Source organism: Vreelandella neptunia (assembly GCF_022489065.1).
In the GTDB taxonomy this organism is placed as follows: domain Bacteria; phylum Pseudomonadota; class Gammaproteobacteria; order Pseudomonadales; family Halomonadaceae; genus Vreelandella; species Vreelandella neptunia_A.
In genome coordinates, this window is record NZ_JAKVTW010000001.1 from 53,600 (window position 1) to 76,637 (window position 23,038).

General features: G+C 55.6%; 22 protein-coding genes. 14 read left to right on the forward strand and 8 right to left on the reverse strand.

What is annotated here, in order from left to right; translation table 11 throughout:
• Positions 1–19: 19 nt before the first annotated feature.
• Complete coding sequence (locus MLE19_RS00250) at positions 20–430, reverse strand: PRC-barrel domain-containing protein (RefSeq protein WP_240716073.1); 411 nt, start codon at positions 428–430, stop codon at positions 20–22.
• Between the two features lie 391 nt (positions 431–821).
• Between MLE19_RS00250 and MLE19_RS00255 the strand changes: the two genes are divergently transcribed.
• The gene (locus MLE19_RS00255; RefSeq protein ID WP_240716074.1) at positions 822–1,784 is read left to right on the forward strand and encodes a L,D-transpeptidase family protein; all 963 of its coding nucleotides are present in this window, start codon (positions 822–824) and stop codon (positions 1,782–1,784) included.
• A 35-nt stretch (positions 1,785–1,819) separates the two neighbouring features.
• On the opposite strand, the gene MLE19_RS00260 is transcribed toward MLE19_RS00255, so the two are convergent.
• Positions 1,820–2,488 (reverse strand): 2OG-Fe(II) oxygenase, encoded by a 669-nt coding sequence (locus tag MLE19_RS00260; RefSeq protein ID WP_240716075.1) that lies wholly within the window; start codon positions 2,486–2,488, stop codon positions 1,820–1,822.
• On the reverse strand, positions 2,485–3,141 hold the full coding sequence (locus MLE19_RS00265) for a CoA pyrophosphatase (RefSeq protein WP_240716076.1): 657 nt from the start codon (positions 3,139–3,141) through the stop codon (positions 2,485–2,487). Before MLE19_RS00265 ends, MLE19_RS00260 begins: the two co-directional genes overlap by 4 nt.
• Positions 3,142–3,235: 94 nt before the next feature.
• On the opposite strand from MLE19_RS00265, the gene MLE19_RS00270 reads away from it, so the two are divergent.
• Positions 3,236–3,793 (forward strand): NUDIX hydrolase, encoded by a 558-nt coding sequence (locus MLE19_RS00270; protein ID WP_240716077.1) that lies wholly within the window; start codon positions 3,236–3,238, stop codon positions 3,791–3,793.
• Positions 3,794–3,819: 26 nt separating this feature from the next.
• On the opposite strand, the gene MLE19_RS00275 is transcribed toward MLE19_RS00270, so the two are convergent.
• Positions 3,820–4,131 carry an NGG1p interacting factor NIF3 gene (locus tag MLE19_RS00275; protein WP_240716078.1) on the reverse strand — a complete coding sequence of 104 codons (312 nt, stop codon included), beginning with the start codon at positions 4,129–4,131 and terminating at the stop codon, positions 3,820–3,822.
• Between the two features lie 128 nt (positions 4,132–4,259).
• Here MLE19_RS00275 and MLE19_RS00280 point away from each other — a divergent pair, with 128 nt between their 5' ends.
• The 10 genes from MLE19_RS00280 (at position 4,260) to tal (ending at position 15,339) form a co-directional block, all read left to right on the forward strand.
• On the forward strand, positions 4,260–5,210 hold the full coding sequence (locus tag MLE19_RS00280; protein ID WP_240716079.1) for a sugar-binding transcriptional regulator: 951 nt from the start codon (positions 4,260–4,262) through the stop codon (positions 5,208–5,210).
• Positions 5,211–5,375: 165 nt separating this feature from the next.
• Positions 5,376–6,698, forward strand: coding sequence for an ABC transporter substrate-binding protein (locus MLE19_RS00285; protein WP_240716080.1), 1,323 nt, complete (start codon positions 5,376–5,378; stop codon positions 6,696–6,698).
• A gap of 109 nt (positions 6,699–6,807) precedes the next feature.
• Positions 6,808–7,698 carry a carbohydrate ABC transporter permease gene (locus tag MLE19_RS00290; RefSeq protein WP_240716081.1) on the forward strand — a complete coding sequence of 297 codons (891 nt, stop codon included), beginning with the start codon at positions 6,808–6,810 and terminating at the stop codon, positions 7,696–7,698.
• A 29-nt stretch (positions 7,699–7,727) separates the two neighbouring features.
• Positions 7,728–8,594: a carbohydrate ABC transporter permease gene (locus MLE19_RS00295; protein WP_240716082.1), complete on the forward strand. Its 867-nt coding sequence runs from the start codon at positions 7,728–7,730 to the stop codon at positions 8,592–8,594.
• Between the two features lie 12 nt (positions 8,595–8,606).
• The gene (locus MLE19_RS00300; protein ID WP_240716083.1) at positions 8,607–9,758 is read left to right on the forward strand and encodes an ABC transporter ATP-binding protein; all 1,152 of its coding nucleotides are present in this window, start codon (positions 8,607–8,609) and stop codon (positions 9,756–9,758) included.
• A complete protein-coding gene (locus MLE19_RS00305; RefSeq protein WP_240716084.1) occupies positions 9,755–10,438 on the forward strand; it encodes an HAD family hydrolase in 684 nt (227 codons plus the stop codon). Before MLE19_RS00300 ends, MLE19_RS00305 begins: the two co-directional genes overlap by 4 nt.
• Positions 10,439–10,483: 45 nt before the next feature.
• Positions 10,484–11,269, forward strand: a complete 786-nt coding sequence (locus tag MLE19_RS00310; RefSeq protein ID WP_240716085.1) for an L-iditol 2-dehydrogenase — start codon at positions 10,484–10,486, stop codon at positions 11,267–11,269.
• 92 nt (positions 11,270–11,361) lie between these two features.
• Positions 11,362–12,849 (forward strand): mannitol dehydrogenase family protein, encoded by a 1,488-nt coding sequence (locus MLE19_RS00315; RefSeq protein WP_240716086.1) that lies wholly within the window; start codon positions 11,362–11,364, stop codon positions 12,847–12,849.
• On the forward strand, positions 12,849–14,336 hold the full coding sequence (gene xylB, locus MLE19_RS00320; RefSeq protein WP_240716087.1) for a xylulokinase: 1,488 nt from the start codon (positions 12,849–12,851) through the stop codon (positions 14,334–14,336). The genes MLE19_RS00315 and xylB overlap by 1 nt, the downstream gene beginning before the upstream one ends.
• A gap of 49 nt (positions 14,337–14,385) precedes the next feature.
• On the forward strand, positions 14,386–15,339 hold the full coding sequence (tal, locus tag MLE19_RS00325) for a transaldolase (protein ID WP_240716088.1): 954 nt from the start codon (positions 14,386–14,388) through the stop codon (positions 15,337–15,339).
• An 83-nt stretch (positions 15,340–15,422) separates the two neighbouring features.
• On the opposite strand, the gene cynS is transcribed toward tal, so the two are convergent.
• From cynS to MLE19_RS00345, 4 genes are read right to left on the reverse strand one after another with little or no spacing between them, the layout of a single operon-like run.
• Positions 15,423–15,863: a cyanase gene (cynS, locus tag MLE19_RS00330; RefSeq protein WP_240716089.1), complete on the reverse strand. Its 441-nt coding sequence runs from the start codon at positions 15,861–15,863 to the stop codon at positions 15,423–15,425.
• On the reverse strand, positions 15,856–16,815 hold the full coding sequence (locus MLE19_RS00335; protein ID WP_240716090.1) for an ABC transporter ATP-binding protein: 960 nt from the start codon (positions 16,813–16,815) through the stop codon (positions 15,856–15,858). Before MLE19_RS00335 ends, cynS begins: the two co-directional genes overlap by 8 nt.
• A gap of 42 nt (positions 16,816–16,857) precedes the next feature.
• Positions 16,858–17,715 carry a nitrate ABC transporter permease gene (gene ntrB, locus MLE19_RS00340; protein WP_240716091.1) on the reverse strand — a complete coding sequence of 286 codons (858 nt, stop codon included), beginning with the start codon at positions 17,713–17,715 and terminating at the stop codon, positions 16,858–16,860.
• Between the two features lie 2 nt (positions 17,716–17,717).
• Positions 17,718–19,130 (reverse strand): CmpA/NrtA family ABC transporter substrate-binding protein, encoded by a 1,413-nt coding sequence (locus MLE19_RS00345; RefSeq protein ID WP_240716092.1) that lies wholly within the window; start codon positions 19,128–19,130, stop codon positions 17,718–17,720.
• Positions 19,131–19,430: 300 nt separating this feature from the next.
• Here MLE19_RS00345 and MLE19_RS00350 point away from each other — a divergent pair, with 300 nt between their 5' ends.
• Positions 19,431–21,395 carry a sigma-54 interaction domain-containing protein gene (locus MLE19_RS00350; protein WP_240716093.1) on the forward strand — a complete coding sequence of 655 codons (1,965 nt, stop codon included), beginning with the start codon at positions 19,431–19,433 and terminating at the stop codon, positions 21,393–21,395.
• 167 nt (positions 21,396–21,562) lie between these two features.
• Complete coding sequence (locus MLE19_RS00355; RefSeq protein ID WP_240716094.1) at positions 21,563–23,035, forward strand: TolC family outer membrane protein; 1,473 nt, start codon at positions 21,563–21,565, stop codon at positions 23,033–23,035.
• Positions 23,036–23,038: the final 3 nt, after the last annotated feature.

Consider the following 23,038-nt stretch of genomic DNA (forward strand, 5'->3'; position numbering starts at 1 on the left):
TTAACTAGCGCTAAGCTAATTAATCACGATTGTATTCTTCAGCTTCTTCAAGCGCATCTTGTGAAGCATTGACGGTAATAACGTAATCTTCGCCATCTTCGTCTTTCGTCAGTTCAAGTGAATCCCATTCGATGGCGACGTTTTTCTCGCCCATTCCTAGGAAGCCACCAACGCCGACGACAACAGCGTTGATCTGGCCATCTTCATCGATCACGAGATCCGTGATGGTGCCGATATCTTCGTCATCTTCGACGCTGCTTTTGACTTGGTTGCCGGTGAGGGCATCAGCATGAAAGGTACCTTCTGGCGTTTCAGTCAGGTAGGTTGCTTCCATGGTGGTGGTATTCTCTTCGGCGTTAACGGCGCCTGCGGCAAACATAACAGCCGGAACCATGAGAGTACCTAGAATAGCGGGTTTAATCATTTTCATTTTGCTTGCTCCTTGCGATTCTATTTGGGCTTAACGACTCCGCGCCATGACCCGAATAAATCAATAACAGATAGTGTTAGTTATGCTTTAAAGAAGCTTAACTACGCCATTGTTATTACTCCTGAATATGTTAATTACATGTGGGTAATTAACGCCGTCAAGCGCGTCAATGCGCTAAGACAACTAATAGGTTAGTCGCTGTGTTCAGAAATACAACCACTTCACTAAAACTTTTATATGAGTTAGGGAGACGTAGTGACTCTGTTAAGCCCGCCGCAGCGTCGCCGTGCGACAGTCTGTCGAGTTGACCTGCCTCAGCTCAGTCGTCATATTCCTAACAAATGACCCGCTTTTTATAAGCGCCGGTCGCATAAAAGGAGAACCCCTGACGATGATGGCCCGCTATCACCCCTTACAACGTATAAAACAAGCCTGTGTGAGCAGTGTGGCGCTTGGTGCATGGCTATTAGCCTCGAGTGCGGTAGCCGACAGCAACGAGCTGCCGAAAGGCCACTTTCCGCTGCCGGAACAGGGCAACATGGTAGGTGAGGTGTACACCGTCACCGCTAGTGAAGAAGATACGCTAATGGATATTGCCCGAGCGCATAATGTCGGCTACGAAGAAATTCGCATGGCTAATCCAGATACCAGCCTGTGGGTACCGGGTGAGGGAACCGAGGTGACGATCCCTGGGCAGTTTATTTTGCCCGATGAAGCGCGGACCGGCATTGTGATCAACGTGGCTGAGCTAAGGCTTTATTATTACCCCGAGGTAGAGGCGGGGGAGACGCCGCGTGTCGAGACGTACCCCATTGGTATCGGACGCGATGCCTACAACACGCCGCTGGGTATTACTGAAACCACCATGCGGCTTGAAAACCCAGCATGGTACCCACCTGAATCGATTCGTCGTGAAGCTGCCGAGCGAGGCGACCCTGCGCCCGCCGTTGTCCCGCCCGGTGCTGATAATCCATTGGGTCAATACGCTATCTTGCTGGATATTCCCGGTTACCTGATCCATGGCACTAACCAGCCGGATGGCATTGGTATGCGTGCCAGCCGCGGCTGTATCCGTATGCACCCTGAGGATATCGAATCGGTGTTCTGGCGCGTACCGGTGGGTACGCAGGTCAATATTATCGATTCGCCAATCAAGGTAGGTTGGAGTGAGGGTGGGGCGAATTACATCCAAGCCTTTACCGCGACGGACGAACAGGTATTTGGCATGGACACGCTATTAAACGTGGTTGGTCTGATTGAGCAGCACAACGGTGGCAACGCATCCAGCGTCGATTACGAGCAGGTGCGTGAAGTGCTAGAACAGGCTAACGGGCAAATCGTTCCGATCGGTTAGCCTGTTGGGGTTAGATTGATTGAGCACTGAAAACGCTAGCGGGCTGGGTCAAGCACGCCCCCCAGCGAGGCATTGCGCCTGAACCAACCTGCAATGCTGGTGCGGGGGCAGCGGGTGGGCAGCACTTCGTGGGGAATGGTTTCCGATAAGAAACAGGCAAAAGTGCCTGCCTCGGGTACTACGCGGGCGATCTCCTGGCTGGGGTCGTCCGGGTGGTAAATCACCATTTCACCGCCGCCGTCGCTTGGCCAGTCCGGCGTTAAATAACCAACCGTGGAGATAACCCGGTTAGCGCGGCCGCGAAAGCTATCCACATGGCGCTGATAAAAAGCCCCGGGCGGATAGTGAGCAAAGTGGGCTTCATACTCGAACAGACCTAAAAACAGTGCGTGATTGAGGGCCTGCTGTAACTCGCTCATGGCGTCTAAATAACGCCGCTGGGCGGCGCTTTCACGGTCAAGCCAGTGAATGGCGTCACCACGGATATCTTTGCGCAGCAGGTGCTGTTGGCCTCGCCCAATGCCCGCCTCATCCAGGCCGTTATAGGCCGCTCGATGAAGAAGCTCACCGTTGAGCTCTTTGCATAGGCCCAGATCAATCACCTCGCGGCCCACATACCAGCCCTGTTCCACCAGCGCATCGACCAGGGCCACCTGGGTCTCGGGCTGAAGTGCAGGTGAAAACGTAGCAGCACTGGGGGTCATTTGTTGGATCTCGATGGCGCTGAGCTAGAAGTGGAGAGTCGAGTTTTACGTTCTGGGTAGTGGCGCAGTGGGCCTTGAGGGCGTTGGTATAAATCAATCGGCATACCAAAGCCTTCCGCCAGCAACTCCACCAGCATCATGGCCGAAAGCCCCCAAATCACGTGGCCGTCCACATGATAGCTGGGTACATAGTGAGCCACACCATCGACAGTAATGACATCGGTGTGGGTACGAAGATCGTCCAGAAAATGGCTGAGCGGCACTTCAAAGATAGCGTCTAGTTCGCCGGGGTCGGCTACCAGCGGTAAATCGGGTGGAATGATGCCAACCCAAGGCGTAACGCGAATGCCGTGCAGTGAAATAACATCCGACAGCCGCCCCAGTGGTTGCACCACGCTGGGGTCGAGGGCAATCTCCTCCTCAGCTTCGCGTAGCGCGGTGGCGTAAAGATCAGCGTCGAAGGGTTCACGCTTACCGCCTGGAAACGCCACTTGGCCGCTATGAGTGCTCAAGTGGCTGGCCCGGCGGGTAAATAGTAAGGTGGGAGCTGGACGCTCGACAATCGGCAACAGCACGGCGGCTTCGGGCATCACGACGTGGTCCAAGCGTTGAGGCGTTAGCTGTTGCAGGCGTTTGCGCAGTTTCTCTAACATGGGTCATCCAATAACTTTGTTCTCTTTTACCCAGCAGCGGTCATTGACGTCAAGCGCGTCGAGGCTTCTATTCACTAGCCGTTGAGAATACGCGATGAACTTTTGTAGCCACTGTGGTGATAAGGTGCGTTTTGCAGTCCCTGAAGGCGATGATCGCCCCCGCTACCTGTGCGATGCCTGCGGTACGATTCACTATCAAAACCCGCGCATTGTAGCCGGTACGCTGCCCGTTAGCGGTAGTAAAGTGCTGCTCTGTAAGCGTGCGATTTCACCGCGAAAAGGCTACTGGACGCTGCCTGCGGGCTATATGGAAAACGCCGAATCAACCCAGCAGGCCGCCTCCAGAGAGACGCGCGAAGAGGCTTGCGCCGAGGTCGAACTAGCTAATCTTTATACCTTAATCGACCTCCCGCATATCAATCAGGTGTATATGATTTTTCGCGCAGAATTAATCAGCGGCTTCAGTTCCGGGCCGGAAAGCCTGGAAGTCGCGCTGTTTGAAGAGCACGAAATTCCTTGGGATGAATTGGCCTTTACGACCATTGAGCGCACGCTGCGCCACTTCTACGCTGATCGCGCCCATAATGAGTTTCCGCTGCATATCAGCATGGTAACCCCCGAAGACCGCGAGCGTTACTTCGGCAGTGCATGAGCCATCTCTTTGATCAGGTGGATGCACTATAGATCGGCTAACTGCCATACATCATAGGCGACTTCTTCGTAGGGGTGAGCTAGTTTCAAGGCCGCGATAGTGCCGTGGATATGGGCTTCATCACAGAGCAGCTCCACTTTAAACTCTTCAACGCTTTCCAAATTGCCCACCGTGCCGATATGCGGGTGGGCGCCCTCCATGGGGCGGAATTGCCCCGTGCCGCGGGTTTGAAAGCAGACGTTTTCATACACGCCTATGCGCCCGGCGCCCGCCTCAAATACTGCTTGTTTAACGCTTTCGGCATCCTCTACGGGAACAAAAAAAGCCAGTTTATACATGCTATATCTCCCTGCAATTGATCCATCATCACATACGCTTCACTGGGTATGTTAGCGGATAGACGACTACTGGTCGTGAGCATAGCTTTGTATGATGATGTTTTGACACCTGTGATGTGAGCCACCCTATGGATAAATTCGAGGTAAAGCTGGATCAGGCGGCGAGAGCCGCTTGGATGTCCTATGTCGGTGGAATGACCCAGGATGAGATCGCCAGCCAGTTGGGGGTTTCACGACCAGGGGTGCAGCGCTTATTGGCGTTGGCCCGGCAGGAGGGACTGGTAAAAGTGCATATTGATCACCCTATCTCTAACTGCATGGCGTTGGGCAGCGCGCTGCGGGATCACTTTGGCTTAACCTACTGCGAAGTGGTGCCTGCTGATCACCACGCGGCTGACAGCGCTGCCTCCTATTTGGCCGTGGCAGCCGCCGAGCGCATTGCGCAGCTGGTAGAGCGCAGCGAGCCATTAACGCTTTCGCTAGGCACCGGGCGCTCGGTACGGGCAGCGGTAGAAGCGATGAGCCGCGTTGAGCGGCCCCAGCACCGTTTTGTTTCACTAGTAGGTAACGTTGCTCGGGATGGCTCGGCCAACCGTTACGATGCGGTGATGGTGATGGCGGATAAAACTGGCGGTGAGCGCTTTTTACTGCCCGCGCCGGTCGTCGCTGAATCGCTTGCTGAAAAAGAGGCGATGCTGACACAGCGCTTGTTTAAAGCGATCGCCGATGTGGCGCGGGAGTCAGAAGCTGCGTTTATTGGCGTGGGGCGCATCGACCGTCAGGCCACGCTGTTTCAGGATCATTTTATTAGCGAAAGCGAGCTGGATGAACTGTTGGGCCTGAAAGCGGTAGGGGAGTTGCTGGGCTGGCCACTCAATAGCGACGGCGAAGTGATTGACTGCTCGATTACAAGGCGGGTCACTAGCCTCCCTTTAGAGCGTTTTGGTAAGCATCACATGGTGGCAATAGCGGGTAGCCGAGAGAAAGCCCCGGCCATTCATGCCGCCCTGCGGGGTGGCTGGCTCAAAGGATTGGTCACCGACGAAGTGGCTGCTCGGCAAATTGTCGAGGCCTTATAGCGGGTTAGCGTGTGCGCTGCAACATGCGTCAAGGGTAATGAGTTAGCGTAAAGTCTAAGTCTGTTGGCTTTGCTTTTTTTTGGCTTACGTACGATCATTTGTTCGGTTGATGATCAATAAGATCAAGGCGACAACAATGCCAATACATGCCCATAGGAGTGCTTTATGCGACTCGCACGTCACTTGCCCGTCACCACGCTAGCGGCCGCCATTGCCATATCGGGCCACGCCCAGGCGCAAACTGAAATAACCGTGGCCACGGTTAATAACAACGACATGGTGATAATGCAGAGCCTCACCGATGCTTTCGAAGAAGCGCACCCCGATATCACGCTGGACTGGGTGGTGCTGGAAGAAAATGTGCTTCGTCAGCGCATGACCACCGATATTGCCACCGGCGGCGGCCAGTTTGACGTCATGACCATCGGCACTTATGAAGTGCCTATTTGGGCAGAGCGCGGCTGGCTATCACCTCTGGATAATCTACCCGACGACTACAACGAAGGCGATTTGCTAGCCTCCGTGCGTGATGGTTTGAGCCTGGATGGCACGCTTCACGCGCTACCGTTTTATGCCGAAAGCTCAATGATGTACTACCGCAAGGATCTGTTTGAGAACGCGGGCATTGAGATGAGCGAGCAACCCACCTGGGAAGAGGTGCGCGAGTGGGCAGGCGAACTGCACGGCAGCGAAGATGGGCTGGCTGGTATCTGCCTGCGCGGCAAGCCGGGTTGGGGCGAAAACATGGCTTTCCTCACGACCCTCGTGAACACCTACGGTGGCCGCTGGTTTGACGAAGAGTGGAACCCAGAGCTCAATTCTGAGGAGTGGGTTAGCGCGATTCAGTTTTATGTCGATTTGTTAAATGATTACGGCCCGCCAGGCGCAAGCTCTAATGGCTTTAATGAAAATCTTGCGCTGTTCTCCCGTGGCAACTGCGCCATGTGGGTTGATGCCACATCGGCGGCGGGTAAGCTGTTCGACGAAAATGAGTCCGATGTAGCAGATAGCTTAGGCTTTGCCCCGGCACCGATAGCGGAAACGCCCAAGGGTTCGCATTGGTTATGGTCCTGGGCGCTCGCCATTCCGGCCTCTTCCGAAAAGCAGGAAGCAGCGCTTGAGTTCATTACCTGGGCCACCTCAGAAGAGTACATTGAGTTGGTGGGTGAAACACAAGGCTGGACCAGCGTGCCCCCAGGCACACGTGAGTCGACCTATGCTAATGAGCAGTACACTGAAGCGGCTCCCTTTGCTGACTTCGTGCTCAATGCCATCAAGGAAACCGACCCGAATGACTCAACCTTGAAACCCAACCCTTATGTTGGCGTGCAGACGGTCAACATCCCCGAGTTCCAGTCGATTGGTACTCAAGTAGGCCAAACCATTGCCGCGGCGTTGACCGGTGACACCACGGTAGAGCAGGCGCTAGACAACGCCCAGCGCGCCACAGAACGCACGATGCAGCGAGCTGGCTACATCGAACGATAGAAGTGACCAACGCCTGCCTGTCCACTTGGCTATTGTCAGTGACGGCAGGCGTTTTATCGCTGTGTTCTGGCCGTTTTCGTAAAGAGCCTCGTATTTCGCAGGTAATCCCATGACTAAAACCCGTGCTTCCGGCCGTACCGTCGGCGGGCTGAGAACGCTTTTTCTTCAAGCGCCAGCCGTCACGCTACTGCTGCTATGGATGATTGTGCCGTTAGGCATGACGCTGTGGTTCTCCTTCCAGTATTACAACCTGCTCATGCCCGACATGGCCGGTTTTGCCGGGGTGGAAAACTACCAATACCTGTTAACCGATCCCGCGCTGTGGAAGGCCATGGGCAACACGCTGTTGCTGGTGGGCTGGGTGCTGGCGATAACGGTCATTGGTGGCACCTTACTGGCGGTGCTGTTTCAGCAGGATTTCGCGGGGCGTGGGATAGCTCGTGTGCTGGCGATTTCGCCCTTTTTTGTCATGCCCACCGTCAGCGCCCTGGTGTGGAAAAACATGATGATGCACCCCTCTAACGGGGTGCTTTCGTGGTTGTTTGAGTCCGTTGGACTGCCTGCGCTGGACTGGTTTTCGGCGCTACCGCTGACCTCCATTGTGATTATCGTCGCCTGGCAGTGGCTACCGTTTGCACTGCTGATTCTGCTCACCGCCATGCAGTCACTGGATGAGGACCAAGTAGAAGCAGCAAGAATGGATGGCGCGGGGCCTGTGGCGATTTTCTTCTTTATTACGCTGCCGCACTTAAAGCGCGCGATCAGCGTGGTGATCATGATTGAAATGATCTTTCTGCTGACTATTTTCGCGGAAATTTTTGTGACGACCTCGGGTGGCCCTGGTTTAGCGACCACCAACTTGGCCTACCTGATTTATATCCGTGCGCTACTCGATTTTGACGTGGGCACTGCGTCCGCCGGTGGGGTGATTGCGATCATTCTCGCCAATATCGTGGCGATCTTCCTGGTCCGTATGGTGGCCAAAAACCTGGAAGATTAGACCGGCACTTGTGTCTTGGGAGTACTTCGATGACAACATTAAGTTCCAAAACGGCTGCGCCGCGCTCGGCGTCGGGGTGGCGCTCAGCACAAGCCAAGCGGGCAATGATAACGGTGCTGGGCTGGTCGGTTGCCCTGGTGATCTTTTTTCCGATTTTCTGGATGATATTGACCGGCTTTAAAACAGAAACGGCGGCAATTGCTGACCCTACGCTGATTTTTTCGCCCACTTTAGAGAGCTACCAAGCAGTGCAGGCGCGCTCAGGCTATACACGTTTTGCGCTTAACAGCGTCGCGGTGGCGTTTGGCTCTACCTTCTTCGCACTTTTAATTGCCATTCCCTGTGCTTATGCCATGGCGTTTTTGCCCACCAAACGCACCAAGGGCACGCTGCTGTGGATGCTCTCCACCAAAATGCTGCCATCGGTGGGCGTGTTGGTGCCGATTTATCTGATCTTTCGTGACGTTGGCCTGCTCGATACCCGCACAGGGTTAATCATCGTCTATACGCTGATGAACCTGCCGATTGTGGTGTGGATGCTCTACACCTTCTTTAAAGATATGCCTAAAGACATTCTTGAAGCAGGGCGGATGGACGGTGCTTCGACGCTACAGGAAGTGTGCTTTCTGCTGCTGCCGCTGACGCTGCCGGGCATCGCTTCAACGGGCCTGCTGTCGGTCATTTTGAGCTGGAACGAGGCGTTCTGGAGTCTCAATCTCACCACTTCGAGTGCCGCGCCGTTAACCGCTTATATCGCCTCATTCTCAAGTCCTGAGGGGCTGTTCTGGGCCAAGCTGTCCGCCGCTTCCACCATGGCCATTGCGCCTATTTTGATACTTGGTTGGATGACCCAAAAACAAATGGTACGTGGCCTGACCTTTGGTGCCGTCAAGTAAAGGATATTCCTCATGGCAACACTACAACTGAAAAATATTACCAAGCAATTTGGCGATACCGAAGTGATCAAAGGCATCGACCTTGAGGTGAATGACCGTGAATTTGTGGTCTTCGTCGGTCCTTCGGGCTGCGGTAAATCAACCCTGATGCGCATGATTGCCGGGCTCGAAAGCGCCACAGATGGCGACATCCTCATTGATGGTCAGCGGATCAATGATGTTGGCCCGGCGGATCGCGGCCTGGCCATGGTGTTTCAGAGCTATGCGCTTTATCCCCACATGACGGTGGAAGGCAACATGGGCTTCAGCATGCGCCTGGCGGGTGTTCCCAAGGAGGAGCGGCGCGCCAAGGTGCTGGAAGCGGCCAAGATTTTGCAGCTAGAGCCGCTGTTAGACCGTAAGCCCAAAGCGCTCTCCGGCGGTCAGCGCCAGCGGGTAGCGATTGGCCGGGCGATTGTGCGTAACCCCAGCATCTTCCTGTTTGATGAGCCGCTCTCCAACCTGGATGCCGCGCTGCGGGTGCAGATGCGTATCGAGCTGGCGCGCCTGCACGATGAGCTGGACGCCACCATGATCTACGTCACCCACGACCAGATCGAAGCGATGACCATGGCGGATAAAATCGTCGTGCTCCACGATGGCGTGGTGGAGCAGGTGGGCTCGCCCATGGCGCTCTACCATCATCCTCGCAATCGCTTTGTGGCCGGCTTTATTGGCTCACCGAAAATGAATTTTCTTCCGGTAACACTGACCGGTGTAACGCCTGAAGGAGTGGGTATTCGCCTGCCCGGTGGCGGTGAGCGCAGCGTACCGGCTGATGGTACGCACTTGGATGCTAACGCGACCCTTGAGCTGGGTGTTCGCCCTGAACACCTAGTGCTCGATGAACAGGGGCCGTTGAGTGGTGAAATCAAGGTGTTGGAGCGCCTAGGTGGTCAAACCTCGCTCTATGTTCAGATGGACGATGAGCTAATTACGATCATGGCCGATGGCGATGTGGCTTACCGGGTAAACGACACGGTGCGTTTTGGCTTTGCCCCCGAGCGTGCCCACTTGTTTGATGCCAGCGGGCTGGCCTTGACGAGCTTGCAGCAGCATCCGCTGGCGGGGCTGACCCGCCACGATAACCGTGCCCCAGGCTCGCCTTCCGAGGAGCCTGCATGAGGACACTCATCTTTGATTGCGATGGCGTGCTAGTGGATAGCGAAGCGCTCGCTGAAGGCACCCTTGTAGAGTACCTCTCCCGCTGGCTGCCTGACCTGGATATCGAACAGGAACTTGGTCAGGCCTTGGGGATGACCACGTCGGCGATTCTCGCCCATCTTGAGGCGTTAAGCGCCCATAAGCTGCCTCTGGATGCTACCGAGCAGGTGGATACCGCCATAGAGGCGCGTCTAGCGCGTGAGCTGAAAGCCATCGAGGGTGCCGATAAGGCGATTCGTAGCATCGCTCTGGAAAAAGCGGTGGTTTCCAATAGTCGGCGCAGCCGCGTATTAGCGTCACTGGCCAGCACTGGGTTGGCCAATGCCCTGGGCGAGGTGCCTATTTTTACCGCTGATCAGGTGGCTCATCCCAAGCCGGACCCTGCCCTTTATCGGTTGGCAGCTTCCCACTTAGGCCAAGTGCCACGGGACTGCCTAGTGGTTGAAGATAGCGTGGCAGGCGTGACCGCCGCCCATGCTGCGGGTATGTGCGTGATTGGTTTTGTCGGTGCCAGCCATGTGGATGCTGACCAAGCCGCGCGCCTTACACAAGCAGGCGCCTGGCGTATTTTAGAGCACATGCACGGGCTGGAAACCTTGGTAGATGAGTGGCAAACCCGGGTTCAGCGCTCAACATCATAACGTTTCCAGGCTATCACCGCGCCGCAAAAGAACGAGGTTATTTCAATGAAGCTCAATAATAAAATCGCCGTGATTACCGGTGGCGCCCGTGGCATCGGTTTAGCCATTGCCCAGCGCTATTTAGCCGAAGGCGCAAGCGTGGTGGTAGCCGATATTGACCGTGCCGCCATTGATGAAGCTGTAGCCACCCTGGAGCAGCAGGCAGCCACCGAAAAGGTGATGGGGGTGGAGTTAAATGTCTGCGACCAAGCCTCGATTGAGGCCATGGTAGAGGCGGTGACGCAGCGCTTCGGCGGCATCGATATTCTGGTCAATAATGCCGCGGTATTTGATTTGGCGCCGGTGCTTGAGGTCACTGAGTCGAGCTTCGATAAACAGTTCGCGGTCAACACCAAGGGCATGTTTTTTACCCTGCAGTCAGTGGCCCGTTCCATGGTCGCCCGTGGTCAGGGCGGCAAAATCATCAATATGGCCTCCCAGGCAGGCCGCCGTGGCGAAGCCCTGGTAAGTGTTTACTGCGCCAGTAAAGCGGCTGTTATCAGCCTCACCCAGTCCAGCGGTTTGGATCTAATCAAACATGGCATCAACGTCAATGGCATCGCCCCCGGCGTGGTGGACACGCCGATGTGGGAAGAGGTCGACGCACTGTTTGCCCGTTACGAGAACCGTCCGCTAGGTGAAAAGAAACGCCTGGTAGGCGAAGCGGTGCCATTCGGTCGTATGGGCCTGCCGGAAGATCATACTGGCGCCGCGGTTTTTCTGGCCAGCCAGGACAGCGACTACGTGGTCGCCCAAACGCTTAATGTCGATGGCGGCAACTGGATGAGCTGAGGTGGCCATAACACCTGAACCTGATCCGCATACGATACCTTCGCTTTCAATCATCCCCATCGTGCCAAGTAGGCCTTGGCTGGAGAGCTCCCATGACCCGACTTAACAATCACAACCTGGGCAATCTAACCGCCGATGTTGCCGTGCCTCACTATGACCGCAATGCGCTCACTCCGGGTATTGTGCATATCGGGGTAGGCGGCTTTCACCGTGCCCATCAGGCCATGTACCTGGATGCCTTAATGAACCAGGGCGAAGCGTTGGATTGGGGAATTGTCGGCGTGGGCGTACTGCCCGGCGACAAACGAATGCAGCAGGCCTTGGCCGCGCAGGATTATCTCTACACCCTGGTGGTCAAACACCCTGATGGCCAGTATGAGCCGCGAGTGATTGGCAGTATGGTGAATTACCTGTTTGCACCGGAAAATACCGAGGCGGTAATTGAGCAGATGGCGGAACCGTCGATTCGTATTGTGTCGCTGACGGTGACCGAAGGCGGCTACAATTTTCATCCGGTGAGCGGTGAGTTCGATCTTGATAATCCTCAGGTGCGCGCCGATCTTGCTAACCCCACTCAGCCCTCTACTAGCTTTGGCCTCGTGGTGGAAGCGCTTGCCCGCCGTCGCTCGCGGGGGATAGAACCTTTCACCGTGATGTCCTGCGATAATATTCAAGGCAACGGCGACGTGGCCAAGCGTATGTTTGGCGCCTATGCCCAGGCGCGGGACGCCGAATTAGGCGCCTGGCTGGAAGCCGAGGTAGCGTTCCCCAATGCCATGGTGGACCGCATTACCCCGGTAACGTCGCCTACCGATATCGATGAGCTGAGCCAGCGCTTTGGCGTAGAGGACGCTTGGCCGGTGGTGTGTGAACCGTTCACTCAGTGGGTGCTGGAAGAGCACTTTCCCCTTGGCCGACCAGCCTTTGATAAAGTGGGCGTTCAAGTCGTTGAAGATGTCGAACCCTACGAGCTGATGAAACTGCGCCTTCTGAACGCCAGCCATCAGGCGCTCACCTATTTTGGCTATTTAGCCGGATATCGCTACGCCCATGAAGTGTGTCAGGATCCGCTATTCGTCGATTTTTTGTTGGGCTATATGCGCGAAGAGGGCACGCCCACCCTGGCGGCGGTGCCGGGTGTTGATCTCGAAACCTACCGCTTAACGCTGATTGAGCGCTTCGCTAACCCGCAAATCAAAGACACCCTGGCACGGCTCTGCGCCGAAAGCTCCGACCGTATTCCCAAATGGCTAGTGCCGGTGATTCGCCAGCAGTTGGCCCAGGGCGGTGAGATCTATCGGAGTGCCGCCGTAGTGGCCAGTTGGGCGCGTTACGCGGAAGGGGTGGACGAGCAAGGGGAGTCGATTGAGATCGTGGACCGGTTGAAAGCCCCGCTTATGGCGATTGCGGCCGAAAACCGCACGCGACCCACGGCCTTTATCGAAAATCGCGAGTTGTTTGGTGATTTAATCGACAGCCCACGTTTTGTTGAAGCCTATTTAGCTACTCTAAGTTCGCTGCACGAACGCGGCGCACGCGCTACGCTAGAGGGTCTGGCGTCGTCCAAAGGAACGTTGTGATGTATATCGGGGTAGATTGCGGTACCCAGAGTACCAAGGTAGTGGTGGTAGACGTTGAGCGAGGCATGATTCTGGCCGAAGCAAGCCGCGCTCATCGCTTGGATGAGGGTGAAAATGGCCGCCGGGAGCAGGCCCCCGCTGAGTGGCTAGCTGCCTTAAAAGGAGCATTTCTTGCCGCGCTGGATAAAGCCAGTGTATCGGCTAGCCAAGTGCGCGGAATTGGCGTGTCCGGCCAGCAGCACGGGATGGTGGCACTTGATGGCGATGGCGCGCCGGTGTACCCCGCCAAACTGTGGTGCGATACTGAAACCAGCGCCCAGAACGCCGATTTAGTTGCCCGACTGGGCGGCGAGGCAGGCTGTTTGGAGAAGCTAGGCCTGGTGCTGCAAACCGGCTATACCGCCTCCAAAGTGGCTTGGTTACGGGAGCAGCATCCCAATGCCTACCACCGCATCGAAAGCCTGCTGCTACCCCACGACTACCTCAATTTTTGGCTCACTGGCGAACGGGTCACCGAAGCGGGCGATGCCTCGGGTACCGGCTACTTCGATACCCGCAAACGCTGCTGGCAGTTGCAGGTATTTGAGGAAATAGCCCCCGAGCTAGATCCGGCACGAGTGCTGCCCCGTTTGCTGGAAGCCCATGAGCCGGTTGGCTTGGTGCGCCCGGCGGTGGCGCGCGAGCTGGGGTTGGGTGACCATGTGGTGGTCTCTTCCGGCGGCGGCGACAACATGCTGGGCGCCATAGGCACCGGCAATATTACTCCAGGGCTGATCACGCTGAGCTTGGGCACCTCCGGTACCGTCTGCGCGTATTCGGCGACGCCTGTAGAGTGCGATAGCGCCATGGTCGCTAACTTCTGCTCCAGTACCGGCGGCTGGCTGCCGTTGATCTGTACCATGAACGTCACCTCGGCCACTACACGGGTGCGTGAACTGTTTGGCTTAGACCTGGCCGCGTTTGGTGAGAAAGTGGCCAGTGCGCCCATCGGCGCCGAAGGCGTGACCGTACTGCCGTTTTTCAATGGCGAGCGTGTGCCGATGTTGCCCGACGCCTCAGCGGATTTCCTTGGCTTGACCAGCTTGAACACCACCCAAGCTAATTTATGCCGGGCCGTAGTGGAGGGCGCCACTTTCGGGCTACGCTATGGGCTAGAATTGCTGGGTGATTTAACCGCCGGGGCTAGTCAGATCCGCTTGATCGGCGGCGGTGCCAACAGCCCCGTGTGGCGGCAGATGGTCGCTGACATTACCGGGACTCAGGTGATCTGCCCTGAGATTACCGACGCGGCCGCACTGGGGGCCGCGATACAAGCAGCGTGGTGTGACCAGCGCGCAGATGGCGTAACGCTTGAAGCGCTGTGCGAACGTTTAGTTCACCTGGATGCGCAGTCGCTTGCCGACCCGCATCCAGACCGTGTAGCTGCTTATCAGCCGGTTTATGCACGCTATTGTGCCGCCCTTGAACAGCGCCACGGCGGTGTTTAGTTAAGCGTCTTGATAAAGCGTCAGGATAGGACACATTTAAGGAGAGGTTATGACCAGCCAACTGCAACAGTTGAAGCAACACTCGCTCGTAGTCGCCGATACCGGTGATCTTGAGGCTATTCGTCGTTATCAGCCACAGGATGCCACTACCAACCCCTCGCTGCTGCTCAAGGCGTTTAGCCTGTCCGGTTATCAAGCGCTGATCGACGAAGAGCTGAGTAGCGTTAAAGCCTCGGCTGGCAGCCGAGAAGAGCAGGTCAAACATGCCGTAGACCGACTTGCAGTGGCGATGGGCAGTGAAATCTCCGCCGTTGTACCGGGGCGTGTTTCCACCGAAGTGGCTGCCCGGCTGTCGTTTGATACCCAGGCCAGTATTGCCAAGGCTCACGAGTTAATCGAGCTGTACGATGCCCGCGGTGTCTCACGCGACCGTGTGCTGATTAAGCTGGCCTCCACCTGGGAAGGTATTCGTGCCGCTGAAGTTCTCGAACGTGAGGGCATACAGTGCAACCTGACGTTACTGTTTAGCGAAGCCCAGGCTCAGGCGTGCTTTGATGCGGGTGTGTTTCTGATTTCGCCCTTCGTGGGTCGTGTAACCGACTGGTACAAAAAAGAGACCGGAAAAGACTACACGCCGGAGAGTGATCCGGGCGTTCAGTTTGTCCAGGGCGTTTGTGAACGTGCCAACCAGGGCGGCTACGACACCGTGGTAATGGGCGCTAGCTTCCGCACCACCGGGCAGGTGCTTGCCTTGGCAGGCTGCCCACGACTAACGATTTCACCGGCGTTACTCGAAGAGCTGGATGCCACCGAAGGCAGTGTCACCGCACAGATTGGTTCTGGCGAAGGCAGTGGCAAACCCGCTGAGCCACTAAGCGAAGGCGCCTTCCGCTGGGGCCATAATCAAGATGCCATGGCCAATGACAAGCTGGCCGAAGGCATCCGCCGTTTCCACGACGACCAGCTTGAGTTAGAGAGCCTGATTGATAAACGCTTGGGTTGATCGCTTAAAAACGTCATAAATAAACACCGCCCCGGCTAATTGGCTGGGGCGGTGTCTTTTTGAGTGTCGTTGTCAGTGATCGGTTACCACGATTTATAGGGTAAGAACTTGCCATTCAGGGTTAGCAGTACGCGGTCGCCTTTGGGGTCTTCGATTTTGTCGACCTCCATGGTGAAGTCGATGGCGCTCATAATGCCGTCGCCAAACTTCTCCTGCACCACGTCTTTCAGGGTTTCGCCGTAAACGCCGACCACTTCGTATAGGCGATAAACGAACGGGTCCTGAGGGATCGCTTCATCCCAGGCTTTGGTGGGAAACGCTACTAACGCCTCAGCAACATCACTGTCGACCCCCAATGTGTCGCAAATCTGATGAGCAATGTCTTTGCTGGCGCTGTTCATGCCGTAACAGGCGGAGGCGACCCAAACCGGTGACATTCCCACCGCTTTACCAATATCGTCCCAGCTCATTTTTTTACGCGCTTTGGCGGCGAGCAGGGTATGACGCATTTCGAGCTTATCCATGACGAATCTCCTTGGGTGTAAACTTCACTAGCTTCTCTTCGTGCTCAGTGACAGGCGCTGTCTCTGGCAGGTTGGTAAGTGCTTCGGTTGTTGAATCCACGTGAACCGGATTTACCGGCGTGGGGTAGTAGAGGCCTTTGGGTTCGTTTTCCTGGACGCGCAGCCCACTGGAGCGATTAACCAGAAAATCGACCAAATAATTACGGATTTTGTAGAAGTTAGGGTGCTTGATGATCTCAGCACGGTTACGCGGCCTTGGCAGATCGATTTCAACCGCTTCGGCGATACGTGCTTCGGGGCCGTTGGTCATCAAGAAAATACGGTCAGCGAGCAGGATCGCTTCATCCACATCGTGGGTAATCATGAACACAGTCTGCTGATCGTGGGTCCAGATTTTGACCAGCTCATCCTGAATTACCCCACGGGTGAGGGCATCCAGCGCGCCGAACGGTTCATCCAGCAGCAGCAGTTTAGGCTTAGTGGCGAAGGCGCGAGCGATACTGACCCGCTGGCGCATACCCCCAGAAAGCTGCGAAGGTTTGCGGCTGACGACCTCTTTCAGGCCGACCATCTCCAGGTACTCCATGCTGTGTTCGGTGACCTGGCGCTCGCTCCACGCCTTCCACCGGGCACGAACGCCAAAGCGAACGTTCTCAAGGGCGGTTAACCACGGCAGCAGGCTGTAGTTTTGAAATACCACGCCGCGCTCAAGCCCAGGGCCATTGATCTCTTTGCCCTCCATCACCATGGAGCCGTCAGAGAATTGGTCTAGCCCGGCCAGGGCATTCATGATGGTTGATTTACCACAGCCTGAGTGACCGATAATGCAAACGAACTCGCCTTTTTGAAGCTGGAAGCTAACGTTTTCAAATACCGTTAGCGGCGGTGCATTTTTGCTGGCGCCAGGAAAACGCTTGGCTGCCTGCTGCACTTCGACAAATGCGTGACTCATCATTAACTCCTCGCGGTTGCTCTTTGTAGCGGTTCTTTGTATTTATTCTGCATAGGTCACAAAGCGCGCCACATAGGCCAGCGACATATCGAGCAGCATGCCGACAACACCGATCATCAAGATCGAGAAAATCACGCTGGTAAGGTCTAGGTTGTTCCACTCATTCCACACGTAGTAGCCGATGCCGGTGCCACCCACGAGCATCTCAGCGGCCACGATGACCAGCCAGGCGATACCGATAGAGATCCGCATGCCGGTTAAGATGGTGGGTGCTGCGGCGGGTAGAATGACCTTGAAGGCAGTTTTCAGCGATGACAGCTCGTGAGTGCGGGCAACGTTGACCCAATCTTTTCTCACCCCAGCTACCCCAAAAGCCGTGTTAAGCAGCATGGGCCAGATCGAGCAGATAAAAATCACGAAGATTGCCGAGGCCTCTGAGTCGCGAATAATAAACAGCGCTAACGGCATCCACGCTAAGGGCGAGATTGGGCGCAGTACTTGAATGAAAGGATTGAGCGCCTTGTACATCAGCGGAGACATGCCGATCAAAAAGCCGATCGGAATGGCTACCGCCGCGGCCAGCAGATACCCGGTGAGTACCCGGTAGAGTGAGTAGCCCAACTGAATGCCAATGCCTTTATCGTTAGGGCCAGCATCGTAGAAGGGGTCTGAAAGCTCCTCCCAGGCACGTACCAGAATTTCTGAAGGCGGCGGGACCTTCGCGCTCTCCTCGGCCCCCGCTAGCAGCTGTTCGTACTCGCTAAGTTGTTCGCCTCCCCCCAAAGAAGGTGCGTGGTTGAGGCCCTCCCAGAGCCCCAGGCTTAAAAGCAGAATCAGCACGGCCAGTACGCTGGCGCGCACGTTGAGGCTAACGTTCCACTCGGTGGTTGTGCGATCCATGGTTAGCTCCTGCGAATAGCAAAGCTTTCAACGTAGGCTTCGGGCTGGGTGTAATCGAAGGTTTTGCCCATGATTTGGTAGTTGCGAGAAGTCTCTTCGGGCGCTTCGTATCCCAGCTCGCGCATCACCGTTTGCGTATCGGTGGCGAGATAGACATCTCTGGCGATTTGCTGGTAATCGACGCTGCCTTCGATATAGCCCCAGCGCTTCATCTGAGTCAGGATCCATACCGCCATGGAGTGCCATGGGAAGGGATCAAAGTCGATACGGTCTGGCACGTTCTGCACGCCGCCCAAACCGTCGGCGAAGCGCCCTGTTAGTACCTGCTCGATGACCGTAACGGGCTGATTGAGATAGTTCGTCGGGGCGATAGCCTCGGCAATCTCAGAGCGGTTGGCAGGGTCAGAGGAGTACTGGGTGGCATCGATGATGGCCCGCAGCAGCGCGCCGTAGGTATTGGGATTTTCCCGGGCAAAGCGGGCGCTGGTGGCAAATGCGCAGCAGGGGTGGCCGTCCCAAATCTCTTTGGTGAGCAGGTGAATAAAGCCGATGCGCTCGAACACTGCACGCTGATTAAATGGGTCGGGCGACAGGAAGCCATCAATGTTGCCCGCACGCAGGTTGGCGACCATCTCCGGGGGCGGAATCACGCGGATCTGAATATCCTGATCAGGGTCAAGACCGTGTTCCGCCACGTAGTAGCGCAGCAGGAAGTTATGCATTGAGTACTCAAACGGTACCCCGAAGGTGAAGCCTTTCCACTGTTGTGGGTCGCGCTTATCGACATGGTCGTTGTGCAGCACGATAGCCTGGCCGTTGATGTTCTCTACGGCGGGCATGATGAACGGCTCAGGATTAGAGCCTGCACCTAAGGTCATGGCCAGCGGCATTGGGGTCAGCATGTGGGCTGCGTCGTACTCGCCGTTAAGCGATTTATCCCGCGCCACTGCCCAGCCAGCGGTTTTGATGACCGACACATCCAACCCATAGCGCTGATAAAAGCCCATTGGATGCGCCATGATAATTGGCGTTGCACAGGTAATCGGCACAAAACCCACGTTAAGTTGGGTTTTTTCCAGTGGGCCTAAATCTTCCTTTACCGCTGCTTTAATCGCATCCATCGGCAGCAGGCTGGCCAGCGCAGCGGCGGCCGTTCCGCCGCCGACTAGCTTCATAAATTGGCGGCGATGCATATCGCTATGACCAAACATGCCACGTACCAGCGCGCTTTCAACCATTCGATCCATCATAGCGTCGCTATCAGTGGGGGTCGGTGAGGTCACCGCCTGCGTCGGTGTAATGATCGTTTTAGCCGAGGGCTGGCAGTCGTGGCAATCACAGTGTCGTCCATGAATAAGTGATTGACGGTGATCGAACGGGTTTCCGAGACTGCTGTGGTCGTTATTGTCTTTCATGGACGTTCACCTCACAGGAGCAAAAAAACAGATGGCTGCGCCGTCTTGGTGCGAAATGGACAAAGCCTGCGGCGCTACCCATTGTTTATTGCTATTTGTATGCCAACTTTTATGTTTGATGGTTAGCTTGTTGTTTTTAAAAACATAATTTCTATTTTTTAAGATGTCTTTGGTGAGTTTAATGGGTCACGAAAAACCGTAAATAACGATATTTCGTTGTTTTATTAACGAAATATCGTAAGTGGCGTGGGAATTGAATGGTTAAGTCGAGGGATCATCTTGACCATGAGGTAGCCGCTAATGTTGATGCAGGACCCTACCCACGCCTCAGCCTGTGAACTGATGGGCGGATACTCACCGCTGGCGATGGTGGTTATTGACCCTTTTGCCGACCAACTGCTGGCCGCGAATGACTCTGCCTGCGAGCTGTTGTGCATTGAACAAGCGTTGCCTCTGATGTCACCGTTTAGTCATCGCTTAAGTGCTTCACTGCCACTATGGGTCAGCTTTACCGATGAGGCGTTGACGCAAAAAACGGCCTGGTCGGATGATTTGGTGATGCTGGACATGCTACGCCAGCCCTATCGGGTCGAGGTGTATGCCCAGTGCATAGAGGGTTCTCAGCAGCTGCTATTAACGTTGATTGACCGCAACAAGGCTGAACAGCGGCGTGCCAAAGCAGAGCTAGGCCGCCAGCACCGCCAGGGTGAAGTCGGCTGGCAGCGGGTTGAGCAGGTGTTCGAGCGGATTGAGAAGCAGAACCAGTTGATTCTCAGCGCGGCGGGCGAGGGCATTTATGGCCTCGATGCTGAGGGCAGAACCACCTTTGTCAATCCCGCCGCCGAGCGCATTTTAGGTTGGAGTACCGAAGACATGGTCGGCCACGACGCGCACCTGATGTTCCATCACACCCATGCTGATGGCAGCCACTTTCCTGTGCAGCAGTGTCCCATTCATGCCTCCTTTAGCGATGGCCAGGTTCATCATGTGGATAACGAAGTGTTCTGGCACAAAAACGGCGAAGCGATACCCGTTGAGTACACCAGCACGCCGATTTTTGAGATGGGGCGTTTGGTCGGGGCGGTGGTGCTGTTTCGTGATATTCGTGAGCGTAAACGCGCCGAACAACAGCTACGCGACGCGCTGGCCGAAGTGGAGACGCTCAAGCAGCGTTTGGAGCTAGAGAACGAATATCTACAAGAAGAGATTAAGGCAGAGCTGAATCATCGCGATATCGTCGGTAATAGCCCGGCGGTAGAAAAATTGATTAAACAGATCGAAATGGTCGCTCCCACAAGTGCCAACGTGCTTATTAGCGGCGAGTCTGGCACCGGCAAAGAGCTGATTGCCCGCGCCATTCATGCGGGCAGCACGCGCAGCGATAGGCCGCTGATCCGCGTGAACTGCGCGGCTATACCGCGGGATCTTTTCGAAAGCGAGTTTTTCGGCCATGTAAAAGGCGCATTTACCGGCGCGGTACAGGATCGCCCCGGTCGTTTTGAACTGGCCCATGGCGGTACGCTGTTTTTAGATGAGGTCGGTGAGATCCCTCTGGAGCTGCAAAGTAAGCTGCTGCGAGTGCTGCAAGACCAGCAGTTCGAGCGGGTGGGTGACAACCGCACCAGGGAAGTGGATGTACGAGTCATCGCCGCCACTAATCGCGAACTACGCGAGATGATTGACGCGGGGCACTTCCGCGAAGATCTCTATTTTCGACTCAATGTCTTCCCGATCGATTCAGTGCCACTGAGGCATCGAATTGAGGATGTGCCGCTGCTGGCGCGCCACTTTTTACAGCGTGCCTGCCTGAAATTTAATAAGCCTGGGGTGCGCATTCCCCCGGCCCAGTTGGAAATCCTGCAGCGCTACCCCTGGCCGGGCAATATTCGCGAGTTAGAGAATATTATTGAGCGTCAGGTCATTGTGACGCAGGACCGCCGATTGATGTTTGATGACTTACTGTTGGGTGAGCCGCCCCGCTCGCTGGGCCGCACTCATCCGGTGCGCTCATCCGGTCACGCTAGTGATCAACAAAGCGGCCCCACGCTACTTACCGAGCATGCGCTTGGTCAGCGTCAGCGTGAAAGCACGCTGGCTGCTTTGGCCCAGGCGGGCGGTAAGGTCTCGGGAGCGGGTGGCGCGGCTGAACTGCTGGGCATCAAACCCACCACGTTGGCCTCGCGACTGCAGAAATGGGGTATCGATTGGCGTGAGTTTCGCAAAAGAGAGTCGCATTTATCGCCACCCCCTCATGCTTTGGACTAAGGTAAGCTGCATGCGACTTGACAATAGTTTGTACACACATTTTTAGATTGTTCAAGGCTAGCATACATACATGAATGTAACTATAATGCTCATCTTTCTGAGTGGCACCGTACTTGGAGTGACTGAGTACGCTCGCCATCCTGACGCTGATACCTAGAGGCAACCCCATGCGACTGGCACACTGGGCAGTCAATGCCCCTTTACGACCCTTACTGTTAGCGGTATTCACAGCTTCTTTTGTGTTGCCTGCTCAAGCGGCGGACCTCATTACGATTACTCGTGATGCGCTAGACAATAACGCTGCGCTCGCTTCGGCGCGCTCGGAGTATTTGGGCGTCGAAGCTGGCAGAGATGTGGCAAGGAGTGGCTTGCTACCCCAAATCAATGCAACCGGTAATGTGGCGCACAATCAGCAGTACGAAAGCCAAGGATCTTCGCGAGCAGGAACAGGCACCGGTAATGAGGCGGGTAATATTAGTGGCGCTAGCGATGATCGGTACAACACCGTATCGCTCTCTCTGGAAGCCACCCAGGCGCTCTATGATGAAGTCACCCGCCGAGAAGTCACTCAGACCGAGCGCCAAATCGACCAGCAGGTTTATTTGCTAGCGGCGACTGAACAGCAGCTGTTGATTGATGTGGCCAGCGCCTATTTCGATATTCTGCGTGCCCACGAAGTGCTAGAAGCGCGCTTTGCTCAAGAGCGGGCGATTGGCCGCCAGCTTGAGCAGGCGGGCGAGCAGTTTGAAGTTGGTTTGATTGCGATTACGGAAGTTGAAGAAGCGCGTGCGACGTTTGACCAGTCGCGGGCTGATCGCATTGCCGCAGAAAGTAACCTTCAAGTGGCTTTTGAAGCACTGGAACAGCTAACCGGCCAGCGTTACGCCAGCATTGAAGCACTCGGTGACAGCATGCCCATTGCACTTCCCGAGCCAAGCAGCCGCGACTACTGGGTTGAGCAAGCCCTTGAACTTAACCCTCAAGTATTGGCCCAGCAGGCAGGTATTGAAGTTTCACGTAGCGGCGTAGAAATTGCCCGAGCGGGTCGCTTACCCACCCTGCAAGCGTTTGGCAATTACCAATATGGTGACAACGATATCGATGGCGTTACTGGGCAGGACTCTTCCAGCCAAGTGGGCTTAAGCGCCAATTTGCCGATCTACACCGGTGGCCGTACTAGCGCGAGTATCCGCCAGGGTACCTATCAGTTGGAAAGCAGCCAGTATGACTTCGAGTCTCAGCGCCGCTCGTCGATCCAACAAGTTCGCTCGCTATACACCCAAGTGAGTAACGATGTGGAAACTGTCGAAGCCCGCCAGCAGGCCATCGTCTCAAACCGGAGCGCGCTAGAAGCAACCCGAGCTGGCTACGAGGTAGGTACCCGTAACATCGTCGATGTATTGAATGCTGAGCAGAACCTCTACAACGCTATCGCTAACTACGCCGAAGCTCGCTACGACTATGTGGTGAATTTACTCTCACTGCGTCAGCAGGCAGGGCGTCTGGATGTAGACGCGATTGAAGAAGTTAATGCATGGTTAACTGGCGATGAAGTGAACTTTACCTTGCCGGAAAGTGGCGGCAATGACCGCTATGAACGCGCTATGGACATCGGTGCACCTCCACAGCCGGGTATGTAATTT